Here is a 26,318-nt window from a genome sequence, read left to right as displayed (position 1 = left end):
CTTGTAAACACCCGATGCCGCCATGCGGCGGCGGATCCATTTGCTGAATCAATACAGCTCATCATTATTCTGTATAGTTACACGGAAAATCAAGAAGATACTGGGAGATAACCTTAGTATATCAATCGAAGTCGAGGCATGACTTCAACGCGTTCTATATCTGAGTCAACCAGAGCACGTGGTTGGGATATGTCAGAATGAACGTCTGGAATCGGCAGCGATCCCGGCGTCTCCTCGTGGCGCACCTCCGCCCCAAGCGGGATCGGGGCACATGGAAGCGGCGGCGCCCAGCCCTCTTCGGCCCAGCGTCCATACCAGCAAGAAGCTCACTAGCGACTGCGCTCGCAATCGAAACTCGTCCTCCGGGAGTGCCACAAAGATCGGCGCTCGGAGCATGGTTGTGTCCCGGCCATCAACCTTCGGGAGTGCCCGCCTGATCCAATCCGTTGCTCACGCCTCCTGGCATGCTGGCGAGGCGGGTCCTGAGCTAGGTAGCCAGTGGCGCTTCATTCCGGATGATTTCGGCAAATCCCTGCCGCCATGAAGGATGGCGCGGCGACCAGTCGAGTTCCCGCTTGGCCTTGGCGTTCGATCCCGCCCGCGATTCCGTCATCATGACGACGATATGCTGCCCGGCGGCAAGGCGGCCAAGCCATGCCGGCACGCTGAATGGCCGTTTTGCGCCCAGCATTGCAGCGATCTCGGTGAGCCAGGCGCGCACCGGCGCCGGATCGTCGTCGACAATGTTGTAGATGCCCTCGCCACGCTCGACCGCCGCCGCGGTTGCCTCCGCCGCGTCATCGATATGCAGGAATGACCACCACGCGGTACCGCCACCGATCAGCGGCATGCGACGCCTGCGAATCCGTTCGATCATGGCTGGATCGAAGACGCCCGTGTCGGAGCCATAGAATCCGCCATAGCGAAGCGCGACACCAACCAGGCCGGGCGTTGTCGTGACGGCGTGCTCGAGATAACGGATCGCATCGAGCGTACCGCGGAGCTCTTGCGGCGGATCCTGGTCGAGCGGATCGTCCTCGACTTTCACATCACCGCCAACCCGCGCATAAGGCCAGCCGCAAAAGCTTTGCGCGACGATCCGCTTCACGCCGCAGTCGCGCGCGGCTGCAAGAAGATGATCGGTCCCAGTGGTGCGCAGCCGATTGCTGCTCGCGAAAACGCGGTCGAATTTGCGCAGGTCCGAAGCCCCCTTCAAATCCGTCAGCTGATGCACGATCACGTCCGGGTTCGCAGCAGCGACCAATGCGCGGATGGCCGTTTCATCGAGCGCGTCGGCAACAACCGGCTCGGCGCCGAGTTCCTGCAAGAAGCCGGCCTTCGCCGGAGTTCGCGTCAATCCGACCACGCTATGGCCGTTGCCGATCAGACGCGGAACCAGGCGGCGTCCGACCGCGCCCGTCGCACCTGCAACGAAAATGCGCATCGTCTCACCTCACGACTTGCTAACCTACTTTGAAGTAGGTTAGTATCGATCTCGATGAAGTCAAGGGTGCGCAAACGTCTGAGCGCGGAAGAACGGCGGGCCCGGATCATCGCGGCCGCTGTGAGCGCATTTGCGCGCGACGGATATGACGGCACGAAAATGGACGACATCGCGGCCCGTGCGGAGATCACCAAACCGGTTCTCTACGATCATTTTCCTTCGAAACAGGCGCTATTCCTGGCCGTGCTCGAGTCAATCCGCGACAGCTTGATCGGCAAGGGCAAGGTGATCGCGCAGGATGACACCAGCCTCGAGCAAAAGTTCCGCCGCTCGATCGACGCCTTCCTGACATTCGTCGAGCAGTCGCCTGATGCCGCGCGGGTGCTGCTGACGGTTCCGGCGGGTGATCGGGTCGCTGCGAAAGTTTCGCGCGAGGTCCAGGCCGGCGCGTCCGCCGGCATCGTAGCGCTCCTGGCCGACTTCGCGCCAAATCAACCGTCATGGCAGCGACATGGCACGGCAGAGTTTCTGAAGGAAGGTCTCCACGCGGTTGCCGTGTGGTGGCTCGATCATCCGGGACCGAGGCGCGAGGAGATCCTCGAACTCGTGCTGAATGTCGCCTGGCTGGGATTTCGAACACAGGCGGACGCCAACGGAGCGGTAAAAAGCCCGGGCTCCATCGATCGAAACGGATAGGTGGAGACAGGTTCCTCCGGCATTGTGTGAAGCCGGCATTCTCCCCGCAGGGATAGGCCCTGCTCTCTCTCGACTGCGATAGACACAATCAAAAGTTGTATCCATTCGCACTATCAACCCGCGTTGACGCTCTTCCAATTTCGCGTTACACTATGTAACATAAAATTAGGAAACGACGCCATGTCTCCGCGAGCCTATCGTCAATCGGCGCGCGCCACCGCGGTTCAGGATACCGAGCAGCAGATCGTCGATGCCTTGACCACGCTCCTTGCAGAGCGCTGGTTCGACGAAATCACTCTCGACGACATCGCCGTCGCGGCCAGCACCACCCGCCAAACCGTGATAAGGCGCTTCGGCAGCAAGACCGGTGTACTCAGCGCCATGGCGGCCCAGATGGATGTCTCGATCCGGGCCCAGCGTTGGCGCGCGCCGGCAGAGAGCGTAGCCGACATCGTCACGCTCCTGATGGACGACTATGAACGCACCGGCGACATCCTCGTGCGGACGCTCGGGCAGGAAGCCCGCATTCCCGAGTTCGCCGCCGTCCTCGATCGCGGACGCAAAGGTCATCGCGAGTGGATCGGGGACATGTTCAAGGCCTGGCTCGACAAGCTCGATGACAAGGCTCGCGAGGATCGGCTCGCGCAGTTGCTGGCCCAGACCGATGTCTGGATCTGGCATCTGCTGCGCCGCGCGCAGGGACATTCGGCGGCGAATACACACCGGCTCATGACGCAGGCGATCGAGCGTCTGCTGCGTGAGGACTGAAGCAAAATACGAACTGATCCGGTCTCCATCGGGAAAGGAGCCAGGCAATGACAAAGACGACGGATGCGAGGCCGCATCTGCGCATCCTGGCGGCCAGCTGGGAGGGCGGCGGCAACGTGCCGCCGACGCTCGCCGCCATACGTGCCCTCGCCAGCCGGGGCCATGATGTGCGCCTGATCGCCGATGACACGATGAGAACGGAAGCGATCGAGGCAGGCGCTCGATTCCTGCCATGGCAGCGTGCGCCGAACCGTCCAGATCGCTCCTTCGAAAGCTGTTTCATACGCGATTGGGAAACCGCCGACGCTCTGGCCGGCTTCCAAAGAGGGTGCGAACGGATCTTCGTCGGACCGGCACGATCCTATGCCGAGGATATTCTCGAGACCCTGGCGACGGAGCCGACCGATATGCTTCTCGGCTCGGACCTGCTGTTCGGCAGCATGCTCGCCGGCGAAGTTGCCAAGGTTCCGACGGCCCTGCTCGCAAGCAATATCTCGCTCTGGCCCCTGCCTGGCCATCCGCCCTTCGGTCCCGGCTTTCAGCCTGCCCTTTCGGCGGCGGACCGGGCGCGCGACGCCGAGGTTTCGGCCCTGATCGAGCAAGCCTGGGACGGCTTCCTGCCTTGCCTCAATGCCACCCGCGCGCATTTCGGTGCCGCGCCGCTGGCCCATGTCCGCGAGCAGCCCCTGAGCGCAGGCCGCTATCTGCTTGCCACCAGCGCCAGCTTCGATTTTCCCGCCGAGCGCCTGCCGGACCACCTGCGCTATGTCGGGCCACTTCTGGAGCTGCCGAGCTGGGCCCACCAACGCTGGAGGAGGCCGCCTGCGCGCAAGATGCGGCCCCTCGTGCTCGTCTCGTTCAGCACCACCAATCAGGGGCAGGCCGACGTGCTCCAGCGGGTGATATCCGGCTTGGCCGGCGAGCCGGTCGAGGTGGTCGTCACCCTCGGCAAGGCACTCGAAGACCTTCGCCTGAAATCATCGGCGAATGTCACGATCGTTGCCAATGCCGTGCATGACGACATCCTGACCAAGGCCAGCGCCGTCGTCACCCATGGCGGGCACGGCACGGTCATGCGATCGCTGCACCACGGCGTCCCCCTCGTCGTTCTCCCGATGGGGCGCGACCAGAACGACAACGCCGCGCGCGTGGACTATCACGGCGCGGGCCTGCACCTGGATCCTTCAATTTCCCCGCAAAGGCTCGCTGAGGCCGTACGGCGTGTCCTCTCCGAGCCGAGTTTCGCCGCGCGGGCTTCGGCACTCGGGCGCGCCATCGCCCGGGAAGGCCCGGGGCCTGCGCGGCTCGTCGCCGAGATCGAGGATTTCGCGCTGAGCCCTTCCCGAAGAACCCTGTCCGCCGCCTGATTGGCAGCCGCTGAGCGCGGCGGAAGCGCCGGCCACCGCCCCGTCGCTCCTTCCCGCACTACCGAACGCCGTTGCCCTCCGCACCGGCGAACGGCGGAGCCTTGTGCCAACTCGCCCATAGCAAGCTATCCGGCCCCCCCCTTCGAACGGAGCCACCCCAATGAAGCGCCTTCCGACTGCCTTTTCTACTGTCCTCCTCTCCATCGCGACCGGAAAGGCACTCGGCGCCGAGGAGCTTCCCGCCGCCTCCTTCCGGCCCGGGAAGGTCGTCCGGGTCTCACCCGTTCTTATGTTCCTGCTCGCATTGGCCATCGCGCTCGGCGCATTCCCGATCGAGGCGCAAGCGCAGTCATCCATCGAGCGGGGCAAATATCTGGTGACCGTCGCAGGCTGCTCGGATTGCCACACGCCCGGAACTTTCCTGGGCCATCCAGATAGGGGCCGCTATCTGGGTGGTTCGGATGTCGGCTTTGCCATACCAGGCCTCGGCGTTTTCGCGGGTCCGAATCTGACGCCCGACAAGGAGACGGGTATCGGCAATTGGAGCACACGGCAGATCGTGACCGCGATCACGACCGGCAAACGTCCCGACGGGCGCAGGCTTGCGCCGGTCATGCCCTTTGAAGCCTTCTCGCACCTTAGCAGCGCGGATGCCGAAGCCATTGCGGCCTATTTGAAGAGCATCAAGCCGGTCTCCAACAAGATCGCAGGCCCCTTTGGCCCTTCCGAGAAGCCCAGCACCTTCGTGTTCGCCGTCATGCCCGCGGAGACCTATTCTTCATTGCCGAAGCCGCCGGCCAAATGAGACAGGCCGGCCCTGATGACGCCTGACGACGCGGCGATCCCGCAACGGGGCCCCTGAAACACGATCTCGCAAACCTCGAAAACGGTCCATCGAAAGGAACCGAAGGATGAAACACGTCCCTGCCAGCGACAATGGAATGGCCCTGACGTCCGCCCAGCTGGATGCCTATCTCATCAGAATCGGGGTGGCCCGGCCAGTTTCCCTCGATGCCAACGGCTTGACGAGACTTCACCGCGCCCATCTCACGGCCTTCACCTGGGAGGCGCTGGATGCTTTCATGGGATGGCCGTCCTCGATCGCGCCGGCCGCCGCCTTCGCCAAGATGGTGGAGGGCAGGCGCGGCGGCTGGTGCTACGAAATGAACGGTCTGTTCGGCGCGGCACTGGCCGCACTCGGTTTCCGCGTCACCCGCCTGTGCGGCGGCGTCAACCGCGCAATATTGGGCGATGTCGCCATCGGCAACCATCTCACACTGCGTGTCGATCTCGACCGACCATACCTTGCCGAGGTCGGCCTGGCGGACGGCATCATCGAACCCGTACCGCTTGCCGCCGGGCCGATCCGCCAGCGCGGCTTCGATTTTTCAATCGTGTCGACGGACGATGGCTGGCTGCGTTTCAGCAACCATGCCAATGGCCTCGCACACAGCTTCGATTTCCGACCCGATCACAGCGACGAGGCCGCCATAGCAGCCACGCTGGGCTGGCTGACGCAGGATCCCGGCTCGCCGTTCACAAACGCGCTGGCGATCCTGCGGCATACCGAGGATGGCTATGTCGCCCTGAAGAACGACTGCCTGAGCAGTGTGACGGCAGCCAGCGTCAGCGAACAGCGCATCACGAGCGCGGACCATCTCGCTGAGATGTTCCATACGATCTTCGACCTCGACATTCCCCGGTCCGGACAAGTCTGGGAAAGAATCCAGGCGGTCAGCCACGAGAAAGCCAGCTGAACGGGCATCCCTTGCCGGCGCAGCAGAACCCGTTCGGCTGATCGGTGATCGGCTGGCGGTCTTCGTCGTCCGGCGGATCCTGAAACCGCAAGGCAGCGAGGCCAAGTTCGTCCCGGGCTTGACAGCACACGGTCTGCCCGACGCTGCCTCCTTTGCCCCGGTCGTCGTCGCCTCAGGCACGATTTTGCTGTTCGACAGCTCTCCTTCCGGTATCTTTGCCTATCTTCCTTGAGGCAGGGAACGAACCTTCATCAGGGAAATCGCGCGGCTGCCCAACCGAACCGCAAATAGCCCGGACAAGTCAGGTCGCTGGATCGAGAGGAGATGTCGATGGCAAAGGTTCTCGTACTCTATTACTCCGCCTATGGTCACATCGAGGCGATGGCCAACGCAGTCGCGGCGGGTGCTCGCGAGGCCGGAGCCGTCGTCGACGTCAAGCGCGTGCCCGAACTGGTGCCGGAGGCGGTCGCCAAGGCATCGCACTACAAGCTTGATCAGGCCGCGCCGATCGCCAAGATCGAGGAGCTCGCCGATTATGATGCCATCGTCGTCGGCACCGGCACCCGCTTCGGCCGGATGTCCTCGCAAATGGCGAACTTCCTCGACCAGGCCGGCGGCCTCTGGGCCAAGGGCGCGCTGAACGGCAAGGTCGGCGGCGCCTTCACCTCGAGCGCGACCCAGCATGGGGGCCAGGAGACCACCCTGTTCTCGATCATCACCAATCTCCTGCATTTCGGCATGACGATCGTCGGTCTCAACTATGGCTTTGCCGGGCAGATGCGGCTCGACGAGGTCACCGGCGGCGCCCCCTATGGCGCCACCACCATCACCGGTGGCGACGGTAGCCGCCAGCCGAGCGAGAACGAACTGGCGGGCGCAGGCTATCAGGGCCGCGCGATCGCCGAAACCGCAATCAAGCTGCATGGCTGACGATCTGAGGCTCTCTGACGGCAAGATCAGCCTCCCAGATCAACAGCTGTAGCCCCAGAATTTCCCGGTCCCTACGGACCGGGAATGGCACTGTCTCAAGCCGCTATCGCAGTTCCTGCCGCTTCCGACAGGTCGCCTGATACGCTACGCAACCCTGTCGGGCACGGACCGTCCCTCGAAGAAGGCGGTGAGATTGTCGACCGCCCGCATGCCCATCGCCACGCGGGTTTCTTCCGTAGCACTGCCGAGATGCGGCAACAGGACCACATTCTCCAGGCGCAGGAGCGCGGCGGGCACCGCCGGTTCGCCGTCATAGACGTCGAGCCCCGCGCCGGCGATCGTCCCGCTTTCGAGCGCATCGACCAGGGCCTGCTGGTCGACAACGTCGCCCCGCGCAGTATTGATCAGGAAGGCGCTCGGCTTCATCGCCCGCAATCTCGCGGCATTGATGAGATGCCGGTTCTCCGCGCCGCCCGGGCAATGCAGGGAGACGAAGTCCGCCTCGGCCAGCACATTCTCCACGCTTGCCAGCTGCCGCGCGCCCATGGCGCTGACAGCCTCGTCGTCGACTTTCGAGCGGTTGTAGAACACGACCTTCATGTCGAAGCCGAAATGGGCTCGCCTGGCCGTTGCCTTGCCGATCCGCCCCATGCCGATGATGCCGATGGTCTTGCCGCTCACCTTGGCACCGATCATGTGGGTGGGGCACCAGCCCGCCCACTCTCCGGCCCGCAATTGACGCTCCCCCTCCCCTGCCCGGCGCGCCACGGCAAGGAGCAGGCTGAGGGCGATGTCGGCGGTACAGTCGGTGAGGACGCCCGGCGTATTGGTCACCGTCATGCCGCGGGCGCGCGCCGCGTCAATGTCGATATGGCTGAAGCCGACGCCAAAATTGGCCAGGAGCTTGGTCCGCACATCCGCCTGGGGAAAGACCGAGGCCGGCAGCTTGTCGCTGACCGTGGGCAGGACAGCATCGAACTGTCTGAACGCGTCGCTCAGCTGCGATGCGGTCAGCGGCGTGTCGTTCTGGTTGAATGTCGTGTCGAACCTGTCGGCAAGGATGCGTTCGACCGCTTCAGGCCAGCGCCGCGTCACGAGAATCCGAGGTTTCATGGTCACTCCTTGCGATCGGCGGGATAGCAGGGCGCGCTTCGACCCATAGGGCCGCGCGGCCCCTTTTGCTTTGCCTAGCCTCTCCCCATTCTAACGGGGAGAGGTCCGCACTTGCCTGCAGGTGCGTGGGCGAGGGGCGGCGTGACCTTGCCGGTCAGGCCGCCTTCCTGCTTTCGAGCACGCTTGCCACGGTCGGCCCGAATTCGGCCGGCGTCGGCACGATCGCGACACCGGCATCGCGCAGGATCTCGACCTTTTCCTGGGCCGACTCGCCGAAGGCGGAGATGATGGCCCCGGCATGGCCCATGCGCTTGCCCTTGGGTGCGGACAGGCCGGCGATATAGGCGATCAGCGGCTTGCGCATGTGATGCTTGGCCCATTCGGCGGCTTCCGCTTCCTGGGGGCCGCCGATCTCGCCGATCATCACCACGGCGTCGGTATCCGGATCTTCCTCGAAGAGCTTCAGGATGTCCTTGAAGGACGAGCCGTTGATCGGGTCACCGCCGATGCCGACGCTGGTGGAAACACCGATGCCCAGCGCCTTCATCTGCGAGGCCGCCTCATAGCCGAGCGTGCCCGAGCGACCGACGATGCCGACCCGGCCCGGCAGATAGATATTGCCAGGCATGATGCCCATCAGTGCCTGGCCGGGCGTGATGACACCGGCGCAGTTGGGGCCGATCAGGCGCATGCGGTCCTCGTAGCGGAAGCGGCGCATATAACGCTTCACGCGCATCATGTCCTGAGAGGGGATGCCGTCGGTAATGCAGACGCAGAACTTCAGGCCGGCATCGGCAGCTTCCATGATGGAATCAGCCGCGAAAGGCGGCGGCACGAACACGATCGAGGCCTCGGCACCCGTCTCCCGCACCGCGCCCTTGACCGTGTTGAAGACCGGAATGCCGTGATGCTCCTGGCCACCCTTGCCGGGGGTGACGCCGCCGACGACATTGGTGCCGTAACGCTTCATGTCCTGGGCGTGGAAGGAACCGATCTTGCCGGTCAGGCCCTGGACGATGACGCGCGTCTTGCGGTTCAACAGAACTGCCATTTCGCTTCCCCCTCAATGCTTCTTGGTTTTGGCAAAGGCCTGCATCGCCTCGACCGATTTTTCGGCCGCTTCGGCCAGGGTTTCGGCTACGATCACCTTCTCGCCGGACTCGGCAAGGATACGCCGTCCCTCTTCGACATTGGTGCCGGCCAGGCGCACCACCAGGGGCACGTTCACGCCGACCTCGCGCATTGCTTTCACCACGCCCTCGGCCACCCAGTCGCAGCGATTGATGCCGGCGAAGATGTTGACCAGGATGGTCTCGACATTCTTGTCGGCCAGCACGGCCCGGAACGCCTTGGCGACACGCTCGGGCGAGGCGCCGCCACCGATATCGAGGAAGTTCGCCGGCTCACCGCCCGCGATCTTGATCATGTCCATCGTCGCCATGGCCAGGCCCGCACCGTTGATGATGCAGCCGATATTGCCGTCGAGCCCGACATAGGACAGGCCACGATCGGAGGCGAAGGTCTCGCGCGGGTCTTCCTGCGACTTGTCGCGCAATTCCGAAATCTCGGCACGGCGGAACAGCGCATTCTCGTCGAAGGACATCTTGGCATCGAGGGCGATCAGGTTCCCGTCGCGGGTGACGACCAGCGGGTTGATCTCCAGCATCGAGGCGTCGTAGTCGCGGAAGACGCGATAGCAGCCGAGCAGCGTGTCGACGGCCTTGCCGATCAGGTTGTTCTCCAGCCCCAGGCCGAAGGCGATCTCGCGGGCCTGGAACTGCTGCATGCCCGCACCGGGATCGACGATGGCGCGGATGATGGAGTCAGGCTGCTTTTCGGCGATTTCCTCGATCTCCATGCCGCCGGAGGCCGATGCCACGATCATCACGCGCTCGGATTTGCGGTCGAGCACGATGCCGAGATAAAGCTCCTGGCGGATATCGACGGTTTCCTCGACATAGAGGCGCGAGACGAGCTTGCCCTTCGGGCCGGTCTGGTGGGTCACCAGCTTGCGGCCGAGCATGGCCTCGGCCGCATCCGACACTTCGCTGTCCGACTTGCAGATGCGGATGCCGCCGGCCTTGCCGCGGGCGCCGGAATGGATCTGGGCCTTGACCACCCATTTGTCGCCGCCGATCTCGCTGGCACGATAGGTCGCCTGCTCGGGGCTGTAGGCAAGCCCGCCGCGCGGGATCTGCACCGAATAGCGCGAGAGCAGTTCCTTGGCCTGGTATTCATGGATGTCCATAAGGGTACCTCGTCAGTTGGGCAGGCCGGCGCGCGGCTGGGTCGACTGTTGGATGGCCTCGTGCATGACCAGGACGTTGCGGGCCATGCGTTCGGATGCGGCATCGATCATCTTGCCGTCGAGGGCGGCAGCACCCTTGCCCTGCTCCTCGGCCTCCCGGAGCATCTCGATGATGCGGCGGGCACGGTTCACTTCCTTCTCGGGCGGCGAGAACACCTCATTGGCAAGCGCGATCTGGGTGGGATGGATCGCCCATTTGCCTTCGATGCCGAGCGCGGCGGCACGCCTCGCCGCCGCGATATAGGCTTCGGGATCGGAGAAGTCGCCGAACGGACCATCGATGGCGCGCAGGCCATAGGCCCGGCAGGCCACCGTCATGCGCGACAGGGCCGCATGCCACTGATCGCCGGGATAATCAGGATTGAGGCCGCCGATCGAGACCGTGCGCGCCTTGCAGCTCGCCGCATAGTCGGCAACGCCGAAATGCAGAGCCTCGAGCCGACCGCCATAGGCGGCGATCGCCTCGACATTGGCCATGCCGAGCGCCGTCTCGATCAGACCCTCCAGGCCGACACGGGTCTTGAAACCCTTGGCGGTCTCGATCTGGTTGACCATGGCCTCGACCATGTAGAGATCGGCCGGCACGCCGACCTTGGGCACCAGGATGGTGTCGAGCCGGTCACCCGCCTGCTCCATCACGTCGACGACGTCGCGATACATGTAATGCGTGTCGAGGCCGTTGATGCGCACGGAGATGGTCTTGCCACGCGCGCGCCAGTCGATCTCGTTGAGGGCCTCGATGATGTTCTTGCGGGCCCGCTCCTTGTCCGGCGGGGCGACCGCATCCTCGATGTCGAGGAAGATATAGTCGGCCTCGCCGTCGGCGGCCTTGCGGATCATGTCCGGATTGGAGCCCGGTACCGCGAGTTCGCTGCGTTGCAGCCGCAGTTTTCGCAGGTGATGGATGGTGTGGCTCATGATGTTCCTCCCTCCGGGTTGCCGCAGCTTCGAGCGTGGGCGCGACCCATTGGCACTGGCTTCAAGTCTTTATGGAGCATGTCTTCGCCCTCCCCCGGATGGGGAGGGCAGAGTTGCGTCTTAGGCAGCCTTGGCCAGGCTCGGCTGGGCCGACAGGCGATAATGTTCGAGGGCCGCGCCCACGCCGGAGCCGGGCTGGACTTTCACGCCGCAATCACGCAGCGCCATTTCAGCCGCCGAGATCGCACCGCACATCATCACGTCGTTGACCCAGCCGAGATGACCGATGCGGAACACTTTGCCGGCAACCTTGTTGAGCCCGACGCCGAGGGAGGTCTGGTAGCCGTAATGGGCCCGCCGCACGATCTCGGCACTGTCGATGCCTTCGGGCACCAGCACCGCGCTGACCGTGTCGGAATTCCACTTGGCTTCCTTGGCGCAGAGCTTCAGCCCCCAGGCCTCCACCGCCTTGCGCACGCCGGTGGCCAGGCGGTTGTGACGCTCGAAGACAGCCTCGAGGCCCTCCTCGTGGAGGAGATCAAGCGCCACGCGAAGCCCGCGCAGGAGCTGAACGGCCGGCGTATAGGGGAAATAGCCGGTGTCGTTGGCGCGAATCTGATCCTCGAAGGAGAAGTAGCAGCGCTTGTGCCCGGCGGTCTTGGCGGCTGCGAGAGCTTTCTGGCTGACCGACAGGAAGCCCAGGCCAGGCGGCAGCATGAAGCCCTTCTGCGAACCGGAGACGGCGCAGTCGACGCCCCAATCCTCCTGGCGGAAATCGATCGAGCCGATCGAGGAAACACCGTCGGCGAAGAGCAGGGCCGGATGTTTGGCCGCGTTGAGCGCGGCCCGCACGCCGGCGACATCGCTGGTCACGCCGGTCGCCGTTTCATTATGCGTGACGAAGACAGCCTTGATGCGGTGCTCCTTGTCCTGGAGAAGCCGCTCGGCATAGATCTCGACAGGGCAGCCGGTGCCCCATTCGACATCGACCACATCGACGTCGAGGCCGAAGCGTTCGCACATGTCGACCCATAGATGCGAGAACTGGCCGAAGCGCGACATCAGCACGCGGTCACCCGGGCTGAGCGTATTGGTGATTGCCGATTCCCAGGCGCCCGTGCCCGAGGAGGGGAAAATGAAGACGCGTCCGGTCTCGTTGCGGAACACCTTCATCAGGTCGGTGAACAGACCGCGGGTGAAGTCTGGATAGTCAGGCGCGCGCATGTCCTCCATCGGCATGTTCATCGCCTGGCGAACGACTTCCGGAACATTGGTCGGTCCTGGAACGAAAAGCTGGGTGAAGCCGGCCATCTAAATCCTCCCGAAATGTGCGGCGGGTCCTGAGCCTGCCGGTTGCTTTCGAGGGTGATGATCGGTCGGGGGGCCTCCTGCCCACAACACCTGTCGGGATAGATTCACGAGCCTGAGGGCGTTGGACGCCCCCTACACTTTCAGAGCCTGCCGCACCCCATCGGATGGGTGAGACCCTACCCGGACTGCCCCGAGAGGATCAAACCGCCCCCAGCAACAAGCGGCCTCAATGCCCGGAAGGGCCGAGATCGTCGGAGTAGCCGGCCTTGAGGCGGGACCACTGGGCGGTAGGGCGCCCATCGACACGCATCCTGTCGACCCCTTCGAGCCGTCGCGGCCATCCGGCAGGCGAGTCCTCCCACGCCTCCTGCCGTCCATAGACGGTCAAATCGAGCAGCCGGTAATTGTTGTCCATCGCCTCGACGCCACGCCACGTCGTCCAATAGGTCTCGAAGACGTCCGACCCCAGCCGCAGATAGCAGACGATATACATCAGGCCTACCCGGCGCCCGACCAGGAGCGCATCGAGCGAGGCACGAGGCGCGCAATACCAGGGCATCTGCCAGCCCATGAAATCCCGATAGCGGGCACTTTCCGGGTAGGGCCCCTGGCAGAAGGTGGCGTAGGTGACATCGCGCGAATGCACATAGGACAGTTCGCGGACCTGCGAAGTGACCCAGGTACAGCCTTCGCATTGCTCCGGCGCAGGATGGCCGGCATGCCACATGAAGTAATAGGCGATGAGCATGCGGCGCCCTTCGAAGGCATCCAGCAAGGTCACTGCCCTCTGGGTACCGATGAGCGGGATTGCCCCATCCACCTTGACCATGGGCAGCCGCCGGCGGGCTGCGGCGATGGCATCGCCCTCCCGGGTGTGAACCTTTTCCCGAGCCCGCAACGCCTCTATCTTCGCCTGGAAACTATCCCGATCGACTATTTCGGGAGTTCCAAGTCGATCTGCGGTGTTGTCGTCGATCATCGTTCTCGCCTTCCCCGGCCTGTATCGATGGCGACCAGGCTAGCGCGGGATGTCCGAACGCTGCGAGTGACAAGTGAGTCGGGATTCCGACGCGGGCTCGTCCGCGATCCAAGCGCCGCCAACTTTTCACCCTTGTTCACTTCTGTATGATATTACCTATGCTCTCTCTTACAGAGGGAGGGGCTCCGGCGTAAGCCAGGCTCTGCCCAGCCCGGATTTGAGGCCGTCCGAAGATCGGCACGATGAAGGCGGAATCGGCGGCTGCAAATACCCGTGAGAACAAGTTTCACCGCCCACCATCATACCAACGTATAATACTGGCAGAAACATTCAGTAAAAAAAGCCGGTATAAATGTGATGGTACGGTGGAGGGAGTGCAATCCTCGATTGAGGTAAGTGGCTTGGGGGCGAGCCGCACTTTCGGACTGATCTGCCGGAGGAAACGCCAGGATGGTTTCAAAGCCCGCATGACCTTATCGCCGACAGAGATTCTAATCGGGGTTCGCGTGGACGAAGGACGTTGCTTGCATGCCCTGCAGGCCGAACGAACCTTCGACACCTATGGTCTCACCCAATGCAGGAGCGCCGGAACGCGCACCAACATACCTCCGATATCCATCGATCTGATCGGCGGCTGCGGCCTCCACCGCACGGCCTTGATGCGCTGCCTCACGGCGTCGGAGACCGCTCTTGCAGTGGAGGGCTTCAAGGATGTCGAGGTTTGGGCGAGTGCTTCCCTTCGTGCCAACGACGTTCTTCTCATCGCTTCGGAGCATTCTCCCAGCATCGCGGCGATCGGCAGGGACATTGGGGCGATCCTCGAGACCGCACCTGCAGCCCGCATTCTCGTGCTCGCCGACGTTACCACCCAGGCCATGCTGATCGCTCTTCTCAAGCAGGGCGCAAGGGGTGTCGTCCCCTCGGAATCGACGATCGACAATGTCATCTTTGCCGCCCGCCTCGTGCGTCGGGGCGGATTGTTCACGCCGCTCCTGGAAGCGGACCGAAGGAAAGCCGTTACGCCCGATCCGAAGGAACAGGAGCAGCCCCTGCAGGCACTGCTGACACCCAGGCAGCTGGAAATCGTCCTCGAATTGCGCAAGGGTTCGGCCAACAAGGACATTGCCCGCGAACTCGGGATGAGCGAGTTCACGGTGAGAGTGCACGTCCGCAACATCCTGCGCAGGCTGAAGGCTCGCAGCCGCACCGAAGTCGTGGCGAGAACGAATGCCCTGCAGCTCCAGCCCGCCCGGTCCTGCGGGATGCAGGAAGCCCCCATCGGCGTCCATCAAGCTCGCTAGCCCGTTTATTTGCCTCCTTCGCCGGCGCCGTCCATTCGTCCTCGCCTCGAATGGATCGCCGGACGCAGCGAGCCCTCACGATCAGCCGCCTGCCGCGCGGACCGGAAGCGCCCATGCCTCATAAGCTCTATGCATTGCTGCGAACACTGGAACGGCATCGCCTCTGGTTCATGATGGATCGTTTGGGTTCCGACTCCGTCACCCTGACGATCACGGTCGAGGAAAACCGGCTCGAGATCGATGTCTTCGAGGACGAGCGGGTCGAATATACCTGCTACAAGTCCAATCAGAAAATCGCCGCCGGGGGCAAGAACCTGGACGCCCTGATCTCGGGACTGGCCGCCATCGGGCGACAATGGCCACCCATGCCACGGTAGCGCGAGGGAGAGGACAGCTCCTCCCCCCAAGACATATTGGCGGATGACATGCCGAAGGTCCGGCTGGCAGCTTCCGTTCCCATTACTCCCCCATGGGGGCAGTGAGACCTGCCTCGTATCTGCCAAGGCCCGCGCAGAGCATCGCCCGTTTCAAGCGGTCCCCGAAGTCCCGGTGCGCAGGCCTCCAGCCGCGCCGCCTTCCGCACGATTCCCCGCAGCTCTCCACCCAAAGCGAAACCCGACCAGGGAGGTCAATTCCTGGCCGGGCTCCAATAGCTCAGGGTCTCGCGAACCCAAGAAGAAGATAGGGAATCGCCTGCCTTTGCACCACAAGCGCGAGGTTGCATTGCGCCTCAATCAGATAGTTATTGCGTGTAATTATTCCAGATTACGATACAACCAAGGGGCGATTTTAGTAATGTAAATTCGAATAATCGGTTGTATTTTTAAAGAAATATCTTCATACTCACCCATGAACACTGATTAGATTGTGGCCTTTTTGTTACACTGATGCCTAAAACGGCCACACCAACTGACACATTGATCGGATTCTTTTTGCGATGACTCAGGAAGTGTCGCAATCTCACCCCCGGTAACAACCTCAAAGGGGGAGTCGCATGGCGACCAAATCTCTGCTTCTAGGAACCATAGCCGGCATCGCCGTCGTCGGTATCGCCCAGGCCGCCGATCTGCCCATGACCAAGGGCGAAGCCGTCGAATATGTGAAGGTCTGCACGGCGTTCGGCCCGGGCTTCTTCTATATTCCCGGCACCGACACCTGCCTGAAGATCGGCGGCGAAATCCGTGCCGATTACCGCGGCTTCGGCGGCAGCGGCAGCGGCCGCGTCGAGACGACCGTCAACGGCGGAACACCGACGGTCACGCGCTCGAACTTCAAGTGGAGCCGCAACAACGATCGCACGGCGTTCAACACCCAGGCCCGCATCTGGTTCGATGCCCGCACCCAGACCGACTGGGGCCTGCTGCGCTCCTATTTCCAGATCAATGCCGACTCGCATCCGATCAGCCACCAGGGCCGCGGCGGCGTCTATAACGGCAACACCTTCACCATCGACAAGGCCTTCATCCAGTTCGGCGGCCTGACCGCTGGCTACGCCCATTCGTTCTTCGGCTTCTACGACAACGAATATGGCGATACGATCTGGGCGCCCTATTATGCCGAGAGCAACACCGTCAACCTGCTGGCCTACACCGCCCAGTTCGGCGGTGGCTTCAGTGCCACGCTGTCGGTCGAAGACGGCCGCGATCACCGCTCCAACGTCGCGGTGAAACAGGGCGGCCAGCAGGTTCCGGACGTGGTCGGCCAGTTGCGCTGGGATCAAAGCTGGGGCTCGGTCGCCATCCAGGCTGCAGGCCACCAGTTCCGTTCGGCCGAGGCCGTCGATGCCAATGGCGTTCCGCTTCTGGCCACCGACCCCGACTATATCCCCCACAAGCAGAAATATGGCTGGGCCGTGGGCGGCACGGGCCTGTTGAAACTGCCCTTCATCGATGGCGGGCACTTCATCGTTGAAGGCCAGTATGCCGATGGCGCCCTCGACTATCTCGGCGCCGGCAACAGCATCTTCAACAACTACAGCGACTATTATTTCGGCTCGAACAGCACCTTCCGCGCCGGCAAGGGCTGGTCGGTCGTCGGCGAACTGGGCGGCAATATCACGCCCGTCCTGAACGCCAACCTCGTGGCGAGCTATATCGACGTTCGCTACGACGACCTGCTCGGCTTCGCCGGCAAGAAGTCCTTCGACAAGGAATTCACGGTCGCCGCCAACCTCACCTACACGATCGTCAAGGGCCTTACCATCGGCGCCGAAGTCGCCTACACCCGGGCCGACTTCAATCTGGGTTCGAGCAGCACCACTACGACCGACGGCGAAACCACCACCACGGTCACCAATACCAAGGCCACGCCCAATATCTGGCAGGCCGGCATCCGCATACGGCGCGTGTTCTAAGTCTCTGTCTTCAGCGACAAACCATGAGGGCTCGGCTTGCGCCGAGCCCTTTTCATTGGATCATCCGCTGCAATGATCACCGGATTACAACGCCACTAAATCCGGCCAGCGAGCACCGAGCTGCGTTCTCCTTAGCCTATGAAATCGATGCAGATAGCCGGCTACCAATAGCGCTCACCGGCAGCGAAAAGCCTCGGCCTTGGCGCGATTGCCGCAGGTGCGCATGTCGCACCAGCGTCGACCTGCTCCCCGCCCGCGATCGACGAAGAGCCAGGTGCAGCGTGCGCATTGCCGCAGGCGCGCGACGTCCTCGCTGCGCAGGAAATCCTCGAGGCCCAAGGCGACGGCGTCCAGCCAGCGCTCGGAACTGCCGGCGTCCGGCCGCCAGCGGAATCGCCCCCCCTCCTCCCGGAAAGCGCCTCGTCCCAAGGCCTCGCGGATCGCCTCTCCCACATGCTCCATGCCCTGATACGCCATGCCCTGGCGAGCCGTATCCGCAAGGCCAGCAAGGCCGAGCATCCCCTCATAGGCCTGCTCCCGTAGGTCATGCAGCCTGGCCAACGCGCCATCATCGTCGAGCTCGGGGTCTTGCAGGAACGCCGCGAGTTCCTGCTTCGAGAGCAGCCCTGCCCCGCCAACCCAATCACGCAGCGCCTCCCAGCTGCCGATCTTGTCGCCCAGGCGGGTCTTGCCGGTGTCGGCAACGGTGTTGATGAAATCAAGCGCGGGATGGCCGCCGACATAATCGGCTTCGCTCCACCCTTGGGCAAATCGGCTCTGAGACTCGGAAATAACCATTATTTTGAATTTAGCGGTTGCGCGCTCGAAAATCCAGTCTAACCTATAATTCAAATAAAGAGGTTATTCCGGAGGAAGCGCCATGCTGGAACTCACCAACCGTTTCACCTTCGAAGGTAGCCAGATCGCCTGGGGTATGCTGGGCGATGGTCCCCCCATGGTGCTGGTGCATGGCACCCCCTTCTCGTCGCAGGTCTGGCGCCGCATCGCTCCCTGGCTCGCCCGCAGGCGGCGGGTCTTCTTCTACGACCTGCTCGGCTACGGCCAATCCGACATGCCGGACAGGGATGTCTCGCTCGGCATGCAGAACCGGCTTCTCGGTGCCATGCTGCGCGAATGGGGCCTCAAGAGGCCGCAGGTACTCGCCCATGATTTCGGCGGTGCCACCGCTCTGCGTACGCATTTCCTCGACGATGTCGCCTTTTCCGGCCTGACGTTGATCGATCCCGTCGCGATCGCACCGCAAGGGTCTGCCTTCGTCCGGCATGTCGGTCACCATGAAGCCGCCTTTGCGGGACTGCCGGCCTATGCCCACCATGCCCTCGTCTCCGCCTATATCGGCAATGCCGTCGCGCAGCCTCTGAGCGAAGAGGCGCTGTCGATCTATCGAGGTCCTTGGCTGGGCGACATCGGCCAGCGCGCCTTCTATCGCCAGATCGCGCAGATGAACCAACGCTATATCGAGGAGGTCGAGGCTCGCTATCGACGTCCCGACTTTCCGACCCGCATCGTCTGGGGAGCGGACGACGCCTGGATTCCCATCGCCCAGGGACGCAAGCTCGCCGACCGCCTCACTGATGGTGCCCTCATCTCCGTGCCTCGCGCCGGCCATCTCGTCCAGGAGGATGCACCGGAGGCCATCGTTGCTGCCGTCCTCGACGATCCCGCCTGAGGAAAGTTGGTACTCCCCTCGTCGCGCAGAGACTCGACAAGAGCGGAGTCTATCGCTCAGTCGCGGAGCGCCTGGCGGCAGGCCCCTTGCGGAACACCCGACGTCGTTCCCTCCCCTTCGGCACTTTTCCGAAACGCAGGCCCAGCACCGCAGTTGCGATTTTCATTTGAGCGGGCTTGGGAGTGTCAGCCTCCGGCTGACACCTTGGAAACGAAACACCGGACAACAGGATGTCAGCCTCGCCCCGCCACCTGACGAAGCTGAGAAGCTGACTCTCCATATATCGAGCGCATCTTCGGCAAACACAACAGCGGTGGTGGATCTCAGCGACGGCCCGGCGGCGCTGTCAGGCTCGGCGACATCCTGAGCCCCTTGGCGATCGATCGGTCAGCGAATTCTCAGGGAGGCTGACCTGCGTTCCAGGCGAGGCCTCGGGCACTCCCATGCCATCCTGCGGTCCGAGATTGGCATCGCAGTCAGAAGTCTACCCCAAGGTGGACCTTTCCCGGCATTCCGCACAGGACACCCATGCCCTCCCCTTTCCAGGAAGGATTCCGAGCGCGCTTGATCGCCCGCAATCGATCGGCATTTGCGCGAATGGCAAATCGCCACTCCTGAAATCGGCAGCCCTTCGCGGTCACAAGCACAGCGCGCTGCCCTCGTCTTGAGATATTTGCTTCGGAGAGGATAGAATCTCCGGGAATCAGACTTCGATTCCCGTCAATAGGCAGCGCCGCAAATCTTTTATTTTTCTTGCCGGCCTCAGGCGGCGTTTTGACAGCCGTGCAAACCGCAAAAAACCAGCGATAATACAAAAAGATAGGATCGAAACAGGCTGTGCCGGAAGTGATTCGAGACACTATTTCGGCGTTAACCTTTCATTAACCTAAAATTCATTGCCGCTTCGCGAGAATCGGGCATAATTCCCGCTTGAAATGTTGTTTCATGCGAAAAAGCGTTATTCCGAGAATCGTAGTCGATGAACATGTCGATCTCAAACCAGGATCTGGAGGCATTCAGCTTTCACGAGACCATCCTCCAGCAGGGGGAGTTGATCTCGGACAAGCTAAATATGCTCCGGGTGGAGCACTATCCGCCGAATGCGATGAAGAGCCTGCGCTCGTTCTCGCTGGCGGAGGTTGCCTATTTCCTTGGCGTCACCCAATCCAACGTCAAGAAACTGCATCTGGAAGGCAAGGGTCCGATTCCGACCACTTCCAGCTCGGGGCGACGCAGCTACACGGCTGAGCAGATGCTGGAGCTGCGGCAATATCTCGACCGGCATGGCCGGGCGGACTTCAAGAAATATGTCCCGCATCGCCGCGCCGGCGAAAAGCTACAGATCCTTTCCGTGGTGAACTTCAAGGGCGGCAGCGGCAAGACCACCACAGCCGCCCATCTCGCCCAGCACCTTGCCCTCACCGGGCACCGGGTACTGGCCATCGATCTCGACCCGCAGGCCTCGCTTTCGGCATTGCACGGCATCCAGCCCGAACTCGACAAGAATCTCTCGCTCTATGAGGCCCTGCGCTACGACGACCAGAGGAAGCCGATCACCCAGGTGATCCGGCCGACCAATTTCCCGGGCCTCGACATCGTGCCGGCCAATCTGGAGCTGCAGGAATACGAGTACGACACGCCGCTCGCCGCCTCCAACCGCGCCTCGCCGGATGGACGGCTGTTCTTCACGCGCATCACCAACGCGTTGAAGGAAGTCGAGGATCGTTATGACGTCGTGGTGATCGATTGCCCGCCCCAGCTCGGCTATCTCACCCTGACGGCGCTGACGGCATCGACCTCGGTGCTGATCACGATCCACCCTCAGATGCTCGACGTCATGTCGATGAGCCAGTTCCTGCTGATGCTGGGCGGCGTCCTGCGCTCGATCAGCAAGGCGGGAGCGGAAGTGCGCCTGCAGTGGTTCCGATATCTGGTCACCCGTTTCGAACCCATAGACGGTCCTCAGACCCAGATGGTCGGCTTCATGCAGGCGTTGTTCCCCCATCAGATGCTGAAAAGCCCGATGCTGAAATCCACCGCGATTTCGGATGCCGGCATCACCAACCAGACCCTCTACGAAGTCGACCGCTCCCAATTCATCCGATCGACCTATGACCGCGCGATCGAGGCTCTCAATGCCGTGAATGAGGAGATCACCGCTCTGGTCCACAAGGCATGGGGGCGGCGATGAAAGCGTTTTTTGACAGCCGTGCAGACCGGCAAAAAAATACATTCTTTCAATATGTTGGACGAGAGCAGGGGAGGGCGCTTTGGCACGCAAGAATCTTCTAGCGAGCATCACCGGCCCGGCTGCGGATCGGACGATGCATGAAACGCGCTCCGACTATGCTTCGCGCGGGGCATCGCGCTCCATGATGCTGTCGATCGAAGAACTGGCCGAGAGTGCCAAACGTCTCACCGATGGCGAGACCATTGTCGCGCTTGATCCGGACCTTCTCGACGCTTCCTTCGTCTCCGATCGTATCGAGGACGACGAGGAGGAATTTGCCCTATTCCGCCAGGGGATCGAGAAGGATGGCCAGCTTCAGCCCATTCTTGTTCGCCCTCATCCGGACAGTGACGGGCGCTATATGATCGTCTTTGGCCATCGACGGGCGCGCGCAGCACGGGAGCTCGGCATACGGGTGCGTGCCGTGGTCAAGAATGTCGAGGAAATCGCCCATATCATCGCGCAGGGCCAGGAAAACACCCGCAGGGCCGACCTGTCCTTCATCGAGAAATCGCTGTTTGCCGCCAAACTGCTCGCGATGGGCCAAAGCAAGGATACGATCAAATCGGCCCTCACCGTCGACGATACGCTGTTGTCGCGCATGCTGTCGGTGGCTGAGATCGTACCCGCCTCGATCATCGAGACGATCGGTGCCGCCAAGATGATCGGCCGTGACCGCTGGGAAGAACTCAAGAAGCTCCTGCTACGGCCCGGCGCAGCCAGCCAGGCGGAGGAACTTCTCGCCGAGGAAGACTTCCGCCATCTCGATACGCCTGCCCGCTTCAACCAGTTGCTCACCCATCTCCAGCGCGCACGCAGACCGGTCCGCGCAGCACCCGCACCACAATCGGCCGGCAACTGGGCTGCGCAGGACAAGCGCGTGGCGGCCAGTTACCGAAACACCGGCAAGTCCTTCAGCCTCTCGCTCAAATCGAAGGATGCGGGCGAGTTCGGCAATTACCTCTCGTCCAACCTGGAGGCACTTTACGAGGCCTTCAGGGAGGCAAAACAACGCAACCAAACAGGAGATTAACCCCGCAAAAGAAAAAAGCCCCCGAGCGTCGCCGCGCGGAAGCCTTTTCTGTCGTAAGCAAACAGAGAATCTCATTTCCGCGAATCACTGTCAAGCGTTTCAGGCGTCGTACTTCGACGAGCGGATTTCTTTTGCCTGGATAAGGTGAAAGAGAGTGCAGATTCATCATGCAACGTCGCCCTTTGGGCGGCGAACGCTGACACTTGCCCAAATTGCAAGTCAAGCGATCGCCAAGACGCGTCCAACCACGCGCGCACGACCAAAGTGGGAGATCTACCAGGCCCTATGCACGGCACGAGCTCGTCTCGACATTTCCGAGCGCTCTCTTGCCGTCCTCAATGCCCTGCTGACTTTCCACCCCGAGACCACTCTTTCGGGTGAAGCCATCATCGTGTTTCCATCCAACGAGCAGCTCAGCCGCCGCGCCCACGGCATGCCCGCCTCCACACTGCGACGCCATCTTGCCGTCCTCGTCGAAGCCGGCCTGATCATCCGGCGCGACAGCCCCAACGGCAAGCGCTATGCCCGTCGCAATCGCGGCGGCAGCATCGAGCTCGCCTATGGCTTCGACCTCGCCCCCCTGCTTGCCCGTGCCGACGAGTTCATGCAGCTCGCCACCGAGGTCGAGGACGCCGCCCGATCGCTCAAGCTCGCCCGCGAGCGCATCACCATCTGCCGGCGCGACATCTCCAAAATGATCGCCGCCGCACAACAGGAACTGATGCACGAGACCCCTGAGAAAGCAGAGGGCCAAATCTGGCTCGACCTGCACACCCTCTATCGCGACCTTGTCGAAAGCCTGCCACGACGCGCCACCCTCGAACAGCTCGAGACCTTGGCGGACCAGCTTTCAGCACTGGCCGACGACATTCTCAACCGCTTGGAACTACAGATCAAAACTGCAAAAGTGAGCACCATTGAGTCCAGCAATGGGCGCCACATACAGAAATCAGATCCAGAATCCCTTATTGATTCTGAACCAACGACATCCGCCGCTCAGGCGCCGAAACCGGCACCGGCAAGCCATGCCGCTATGCTCGACGGCAGCTACACGCTCGGCATGGTCTTGCGCGCCTGCCCCGACATTGTCGATTACACCCGCAACGGCATCGGCAATTGGCGTGATTTCCTCGGAGCCACCAGCCTGGCCCGCTCCATCCTGCGGATCAGCCCAAGCGCCTGGGAGGAGGCGCAAACCGTGATGGGCGAAGCACAGGCTGCCGTCGTCATCGCCTGCATCGTGCAGCGAGCTGCCAATATCAATTCGGCTGGCGGTTACCTGCGCAGCCTCACCCGCAAGGCCGAGGCAGGGCAATTGTCGCTTGGCCCCATTCTGATGGCACAAATCCATGCCCGCGAACCACAGCCCCCACGAACCTGACGATCATCATGGCCAGGATGAAACGAATGATGACCTTTGCAAAAAAAAACGGCCGGAAAACCGGCCGTTGCTTGGATAGGCATCCAAGAAGTTTCTCTTGGGAGGAAACCCCGGGAACCCATCAACCCACCGGGGAAGAATGGGGACGTGCTCCCGACAACGGGGATATGGAGAGAGGCAGGCTCCGCTTCAAGGTCGGACAGCGTTAAATATCGGCAAGGTCGGAATTGGAAGCCCATCTGCCGACGACGAAGGTCAAAAGAAGACCTTCTCGATGTGGCGGAAGCTAAATATGTGTTAGGTTCCGTTATTTGATTTTTCATTAGGGTTATCAGGCCTTTGAAAATAGCTGGTTTGGAGCTTGAAAAGCTACCCTGGGGCGAAATTGCGGTCCCTCTCGCCATCGCGGAGGATGGACTTGCGCGGCTCGACGAGAGGCTACGCACCAGCCCGATCCGGCAGGGCTGGATCGCGCGCACCCACTTCTACGATGCCGCCGGCAGCTTGTGGCTCGACGGCGAATTGGTACATCTCGAAGACCTTGTGCTGCACGACGCGGCCATGGACGCACGCACACCGACCCATGAGCTTACCCGGGCCCATACCGTCCTGCGGGCCCGGCGACGCATTGCGTCTGCTCCAGCCGACTGGGCTCTCTCGCAGGAAGGACTGGCGAGCCTGCTCGGCAGGGAAGCCCCCCCGCAAGGTGGATCACCTCCCGCGTCCCGGGAAGCAGATGATCCCGAGCGCCAAGGAAAGGACAGGGCGATCGCCCAACCCGGTGAAACGGAGGAGGACCAGGCCTGGGCCGCCGAACTCGCAGCCATCGATGCCATAGTCTCGCGCTCATCAGCCGTGCTCGCCGGCGAAACCGCCTCGGCGCCCAATCGCAAGCCGGACATCTATGATGCCGACTGGGACGAAGAAGCGCGCCTTGAGGAATGGCGCGAAGACATCAGGCACCTGGACGGTCTGCCACCGGTGCTGGCCGCAGCAACTGCGGTCCTCGCTTGGGAAACCATCGAGCCCTTGCAATATGCCGCCTGGCTCGGGCGCGCGCTGGGAGCCGCTGTCCTGCGGGCGCGCGACAAGGCGCGCTTTCATCTGCCTTGCCTGTGCGTGGGCTTGCGTGCCTTGCCTCGTGAAACGCGATTTGCCCATGGTCCCGGGCCGCGGCTCCTGGCCTTCATCCAGGCCATCGCGGTGGCGGCAGAACAGGGATTGAAGGATCACGACCGCTGGATGTTGGCTCGACATCAGCTCGAACGACACCTCGCCGGCCGTCGCTCCACCTCGAAACTACCGGCCTTGATCGAGCTGCTGCTGACGACGCCTCTCGCCTCGGCACAGCTCATCGCCAAGCGGCTCGATATCACGCCGCGGGCGGCGCAGGATCTCATTGCGGAACTGGGCGTGAGGGAGATCACCGGGCGAGGCCGCTATCGGGCCTGGGCGATCATATAAGCGGACATGGCAAGGCTGTCTGCGGTTCCCTATAGCGTTTTGCTCTAGGCCGGCTGAGACCGGTGAGCGCCCAGTTCGTGCAGACGCTTGGCAGCTCCTTCGGAAAGGGCACGAGAGCGGCGCGTGCTGTTGTCGACGAGCACTACGACGCTCTGTCCCTGCGCGACACACGCCCCGTTCTGGAATACGGCCTGATCGAGTGTGATCGAACTGCGGCCGAAGGCGCTGACCCTCGTGCCGATCTCCACCGTCCCGGGCCAAAGCACCTCGGCGCGAAAATCGATGACCACGCGCGCAAGCACGAAAGAGCTGCCGACATCCGCGATGGGGGCGGCAAGATCATGGAGGAGCTCGACCCGGCCCGTCTCCAGGAAGGTTGCAAAGACCGCATTGTTCACATGGCCCTGCCGGTCCGTATCGCCATAGCGCAGCTTGTCGGTGGTCAGGAACTCGTAGTCTGCCGACACGGGCAACTCAGGCATCGGGCAACTCCGAAACGGCCTTGTGATGGGGAGCCTGACGCGCAAGACCATCGAAAAGATCGAGCAGGCGCTCGCGCCAAGCATGGATGGTGTCGTCAGCCGCCAGGAGGGTGACATCACTGGTGCAGCGGGCCCACATGAACATGCCGAAGACGCAGTAATCGGCATAACTGGGCTGCAAGCCTCCGAGGAAGGCCTGTCCACCCAGCAAGTGGCGCAGGGGTGTGAGCGTGTGGCGCAGCCTGTCGAGATGGAGCTGCTGGTCCTCGACGACCTGTTCCAATGTCTTGCCGTAGCGCTGTTCGCGGCTCGCGCGAAAATAGTCCCGGTCCTTCTCGTCGAGGATAGTGTAGATATCCAGCAGGATCAGGCGGGCGATGGCCGGCAGCAGGGCCGTATCGGCCCAGCTGTTGATGAAACGCGTCACGGCTGCCGCTTGCGGCGCGCCGAAGAGAGGAGGGCGGTCGGCAAAGCGCTCGTCGAGGTGAAGCGCGATGCGCCAGGAATCGGAGACGACATTGGCGCTGTCGATGAGAACCGGCACCAGCCCCTGGCCCGAGAAGGCGATGGCTTCCTTGTCGGTGAAACGCCACGGCCTGCGATCGGCCTGAAGCCCCTTATGGGCCAGGGCCATCCGGATCTTCCAGCAATGCGGGCTGAAGCGAAGCTGCGGGTCGGACCCGGCGAGTTCGTAGAGGATGAGTCTTGGCTCGTTCATGCCGCCTCCCATGCACAAGATGGCGTCCGGCCGCATGGTGCCGGGTCGGACAGGCATCCGGGTGCGAGAATCAGG

General features: G+C 62.6%; 24 protein-coding genes. 14 read left to right on the top strand and 10 right to left on the bottom strand.

Features of this window, described 5'->3' with window-relative positions; genetic code table 11:
* Positions 1-487 precede the first annotated feature (487 nt).
* Positions 488-1,444: an NAD-dependent epimerase/dehydratase family protein gene (locus ABXS05_RS18910; protein ID WP_367625014.1), complete on the bottom strand. Its 957-nt coding sequence runs from the start codon at positions 1,442-1,444 to the stop codon at positions 488-490.
* Between the two features lie 66 nt (positions 1,445-1,510).
* Here ABXS05_RS18910 and ABXS05_RS18905 point away from each other — a divergent pair, with 66 nt between their 5' ends.
* The 6 genes from ABXS05_RS18905 (at position 1,511) to wrbA (ending at position 6,962) form a co-directional block, all read left to right on the top strand.
* Entirely contained in the window at positions 1,511-2,140 is a 630-nt protein-coding gene (locus tag ABXS05_RS18905; protein ID WP_367625013.1) for a TetR/AcrR family transcriptional regulator, read from the top strand.
* Positions 2,141-2,320: 180 nt separating this feature from the next.
* Positions 2,321-2,908 (top strand): TetR/AcrR family transcriptional regulator, encoded by a 588-nt coding sequence (locus tag ABXS05_RS18900; protein WP_367625012.1) that lies wholly within the window; start codon positions 2,321-2,323, stop codon positions 2,906-2,908.
* A gap of 47 nt (positions 2,909-2,955) precedes the next feature.
* On the top strand, positions 2,956-4,275 hold the full coding sequence (locus ABXS05_RS18895) for a glycosyltransferase (protein WP_367625011.1): 1,320 nt from the start codon (positions 2,956-2,958) through the stop codon (positions 4,273-4,275).
* Between the two features lie 289 nt (positions 4,276-4,564).
* Positions 4,565-5,080, top strand: a complete 516-nt coding sequence (locus ABXS05_RS18890; RefSeq protein WP_367625121.1) for a c-type cytochrome — start codon at positions 4,565-4,567, stop codon at positions 5,078-5,080.
* Positions 5,081-5,186: 106 nt separating this feature from the next.
* On the top strand, positions 5,187-6,032 hold the full coding sequence (locus ABXS05_RS18885) for an arylamine N-acetyltransferase family protein (RefSeq protein WP_367625010.1): 846 nt from the start codon (positions 5,187-5,189) through the stop codon (positions 6,030-6,032).
* Positions 6,033-6,362: 330 nt separating this feature from the next.
* On the top strand, positions 6,363-6,962 hold the full coding sequence (wrbA, locus tag ABXS05_RS18880; RefSeq protein ID WP_367625009.1) for an NAD(P)H:quinone oxidoreductase: 600 nt from the start codon (positions 6,363-6,365) through the stop codon (positions 6,960-6,962).
* A gap of 144 nt (positions 6,963-7,106) precedes the next feature.
* On the opposite strand, the gene ABXS05_RS18875 is transcribed toward wrbA, so the two are convergent.
* The 6 genes from ABXS05_RS18875 to ABXS05_RS18850 form a co-directional block, all read right to left on the bottom strand.
* A complete protein-coding gene (locus tag ABXS05_RS18875) occupies positions 7,107-8,075 on the bottom strand; it encodes a 2-hydroxyacid dehydrogenase (RefSeq protein WP_367625008.1) in 969 nt (322 codons plus the stop codon).
* 154 nt (positions 8,076-8,229) lie between these two features.
* Positions 8,230-9,126 carry a succinate--CoA ligase subunit alpha gene (sucD, locus tag ABXS05_RS18870; RefSeq protein ID WP_311944831.1) on the bottom strand — a complete coding sequence of 299 codons (897 nt, stop codon included), beginning with the start codon at positions 9,124-9,126 and terminating at the stop codon, positions 8,230-8,232.
* 12 nt (positions 9,127-9,138) lie between these two features.
* The gene (locus ABXS05_RS18865; RefSeq protein ID WP_311944832.1) at positions 9,139-10,323 is read right to left on the bottom strand and encodes a malate--CoA ligase subunit beta; all 1,185 of its coding nucleotides are present in this window, start codon (positions 10,321-10,323) and stop codon (positions 9,139-9,141) included.
* A gap of 12 nt (positions 10,324-10,335) precedes the next feature.
* Complete coding sequence (locus ABXS05_RS18860; RefSeq protein WP_068289226.1) at positions 10,336-11,301, bottom strand: HpcH/HpaI aldolase/citrate lyase family protein; 966 nt, start codon at positions 11,299-11,301, stop codon at positions 10,336-10,338.
* A gap of 120 nt (positions 11,302-11,421) precedes the next feature.
* Positions 11,422-12,612: an aminotransferase class V-fold PLP-dependent enzyme gene (locus tag ABXS05_RS18855; protein WP_311944834.1), complete on the bottom strand. Its 1,191-nt coding sequence runs from the start codon at positions 12,610-12,612 to the stop codon at positions 11,422-11,424.
* 226 nt (positions 12,613-12,838) lie between these two features.
* On the bottom strand, positions 12,839-13,591 hold the full coding sequence (locus ABXS05_RS18850) for a DUF899 family protein (RefSeq protein WP_367625007.1): 753 nt from the start codon (positions 13,589-13,591) through the stop codon (positions 12,839-12,841).
* Positions 13,592-13,833: 242 nt separating this feature from the next.
* Here ABXS05_RS18850 and ABXS05_RS18845 point away from each other — a divergent pair, with 242 nt between their 5' ends.
* The 3 genes from ABXS05_RS18845 to ABXS05_RS18835 all read left to right on the top strand — a co-directional run bounded on the left by ABXS05_RS18845 (position 13,834) and on the right by ABXS05_RS18835 (position 17,245).
* On the top strand, positions 13,834-14,892 hold the full coding sequence (locus ABXS05_RS18845; protein ID WP_311944837.1) for a response regulator transcription factor: 1,059 nt from the start codon (positions 13,834-13,836) through the stop codon (positions 14,890-14,892).
* 113 nt (positions 14,893-15,005) lie between these two features.
* Positions 15,006-15,269 (top strand): hypothetical protein, encoded by a 264-nt coding sequence (locus tag ABXS05_RS18840; protein ID WP_311944838.1) that lies wholly within the window; start codon positions 15,006-15,008, stop codon positions 15,267-15,269.
* 617 nt (positions 15,270-15,886) lie between these two features.
* On the top strand, positions 15,887-17,245 hold the full coding sequence (locus ABXS05_RS18835) for a porin (protein ID WP_311944840.1): 1,359 nt from the start codon (positions 15,887-15,889) through the stop codon (positions 17,243-17,245).
* Between the two features lie 174 nt (positions 17,246-17,419).
* Here the strand turns inward: ABXS05_RS18835 and ABXS05_RS18830 are convergent, their stop codons facing one another.
* Positions 17,420-18,043 (bottom strand): CGNR zinc finger domain-containing protein, encoded by a 624-nt coding sequence (locus tag ABXS05_RS18830; RefSeq protein ID WP_311944841.1) that lies wholly within the window; start codon positions 18,041-18,043, stop codon positions 17,420-17,422.
* Positions 18,044-18,125: 82 nt separating this feature from the next.
* Between ABXS05_RS18830 and ABXS05_RS18825 the strand changes: the two genes are divergently transcribed.
* From ABXS05_RS18825 to ABXS05_RS18805, 5 genes are all read left to right on the top strand, one after another.
* Positions 18,126-18,935 carry an alpha/beta fold hydrolase gene (locus ABXS05_RS18825; protein WP_367625006.1) on the top strand — a complete coding sequence of 270 codons (810 nt, stop codon included), beginning with the start codon at positions 18,126-18,128 and terminating at the stop codon, positions 18,933-18,935.
* A 979-nt stretch (positions 18,936-19,914) separates the two neighbouring features.
* Positions 19,915-21,126, top strand: coding sequence for a plasmid partitioning protein RepA (gene repA / locus ABXS05_RS18820; RefSeq protein ID WP_311944844.1), 1,212 nt, complete (start codon positions 19,915-19,917; stop codon positions 21,124-21,126).
* A gap of 79 nt (positions 21,127-21,205) precedes the next feature.
* On the top strand, positions 21,206-22,198 hold the full coding sequence (gene repB, locus ABXS05_RS18815) for a plasmid partitioning protein RepB (RefSeq protein WP_311944845.1): 993 nt from the start codon (positions 21,206-21,208) through the stop codon (positions 22,196-22,198).
* Positions 22,199-22,352: 154 nt separating this feature from the next.
* Positions 22,353-23,579, top strand: a complete 1,227-nt coding sequence (repC, locus tag ABXS05_RS18810; protein ID WP_367625005.1) for a plasmid replication protein RepC — start codon at positions 22,353-22,355, stop codon at positions 23,577-23,579.
* A gap of 354 nt (positions 23,580-23,933) precedes the next feature.
* On the top strand, positions 23,934-25,043 hold the full coding sequence (locus ABXS05_RS18805) for an RHE_PE00001 family protein (protein ID WP_367625004.1): 1,110 nt from the start codon (positions 23,934-23,936) through the stop codon (positions 25,041-25,043).
* Between the two features lie 44 nt (positions 25,044-25,087).
* Here ABXS05_RS18805 and ABXS05_RS18800 read toward each other — a convergent pair whose 3' ends face one another.
* Positions 25,088-25,525, bottom strand: coding sequence for an acyl-CoA thioesterase (locus ABXS05_RS18800; protein WP_367625003.1), 438 nt, complete (start codon positions 25,523-25,525; stop codon positions 25,088-25,090).
* On the bottom strand, positions 25,518-26,243 hold the full coding sequence (locus ABXS05_RS18795; RefSeq protein ID WP_367625002.1) for a glutathione S-transferase family protein: 726 nt from the start codon (positions 26,241-26,243) through the stop codon (positions 25,518-25,520). The genes ABXS05_RS18800 and ABXS05_RS18795 overlap by 8 nt, the downstream gene beginning before the upstream one ends.
* Positions 26,244-26,318: the final 75 nt, after the last annotated feature.

The organism is Labrys neptuniae (genome assembly GCF_040797145.1).
Taxonomy (GTDB): domain Bacteria; phylum Pseudomonadota; class Alphaproteobacteria; order Rhizobiales; family Labraceae; genus Labrys; species Labrys neptuniae.
The sequence above is the reverse complement of the archived record's forward strand: the minus strand, read 5'-3'. Positions and strand labels throughout refer to the sequence as shown.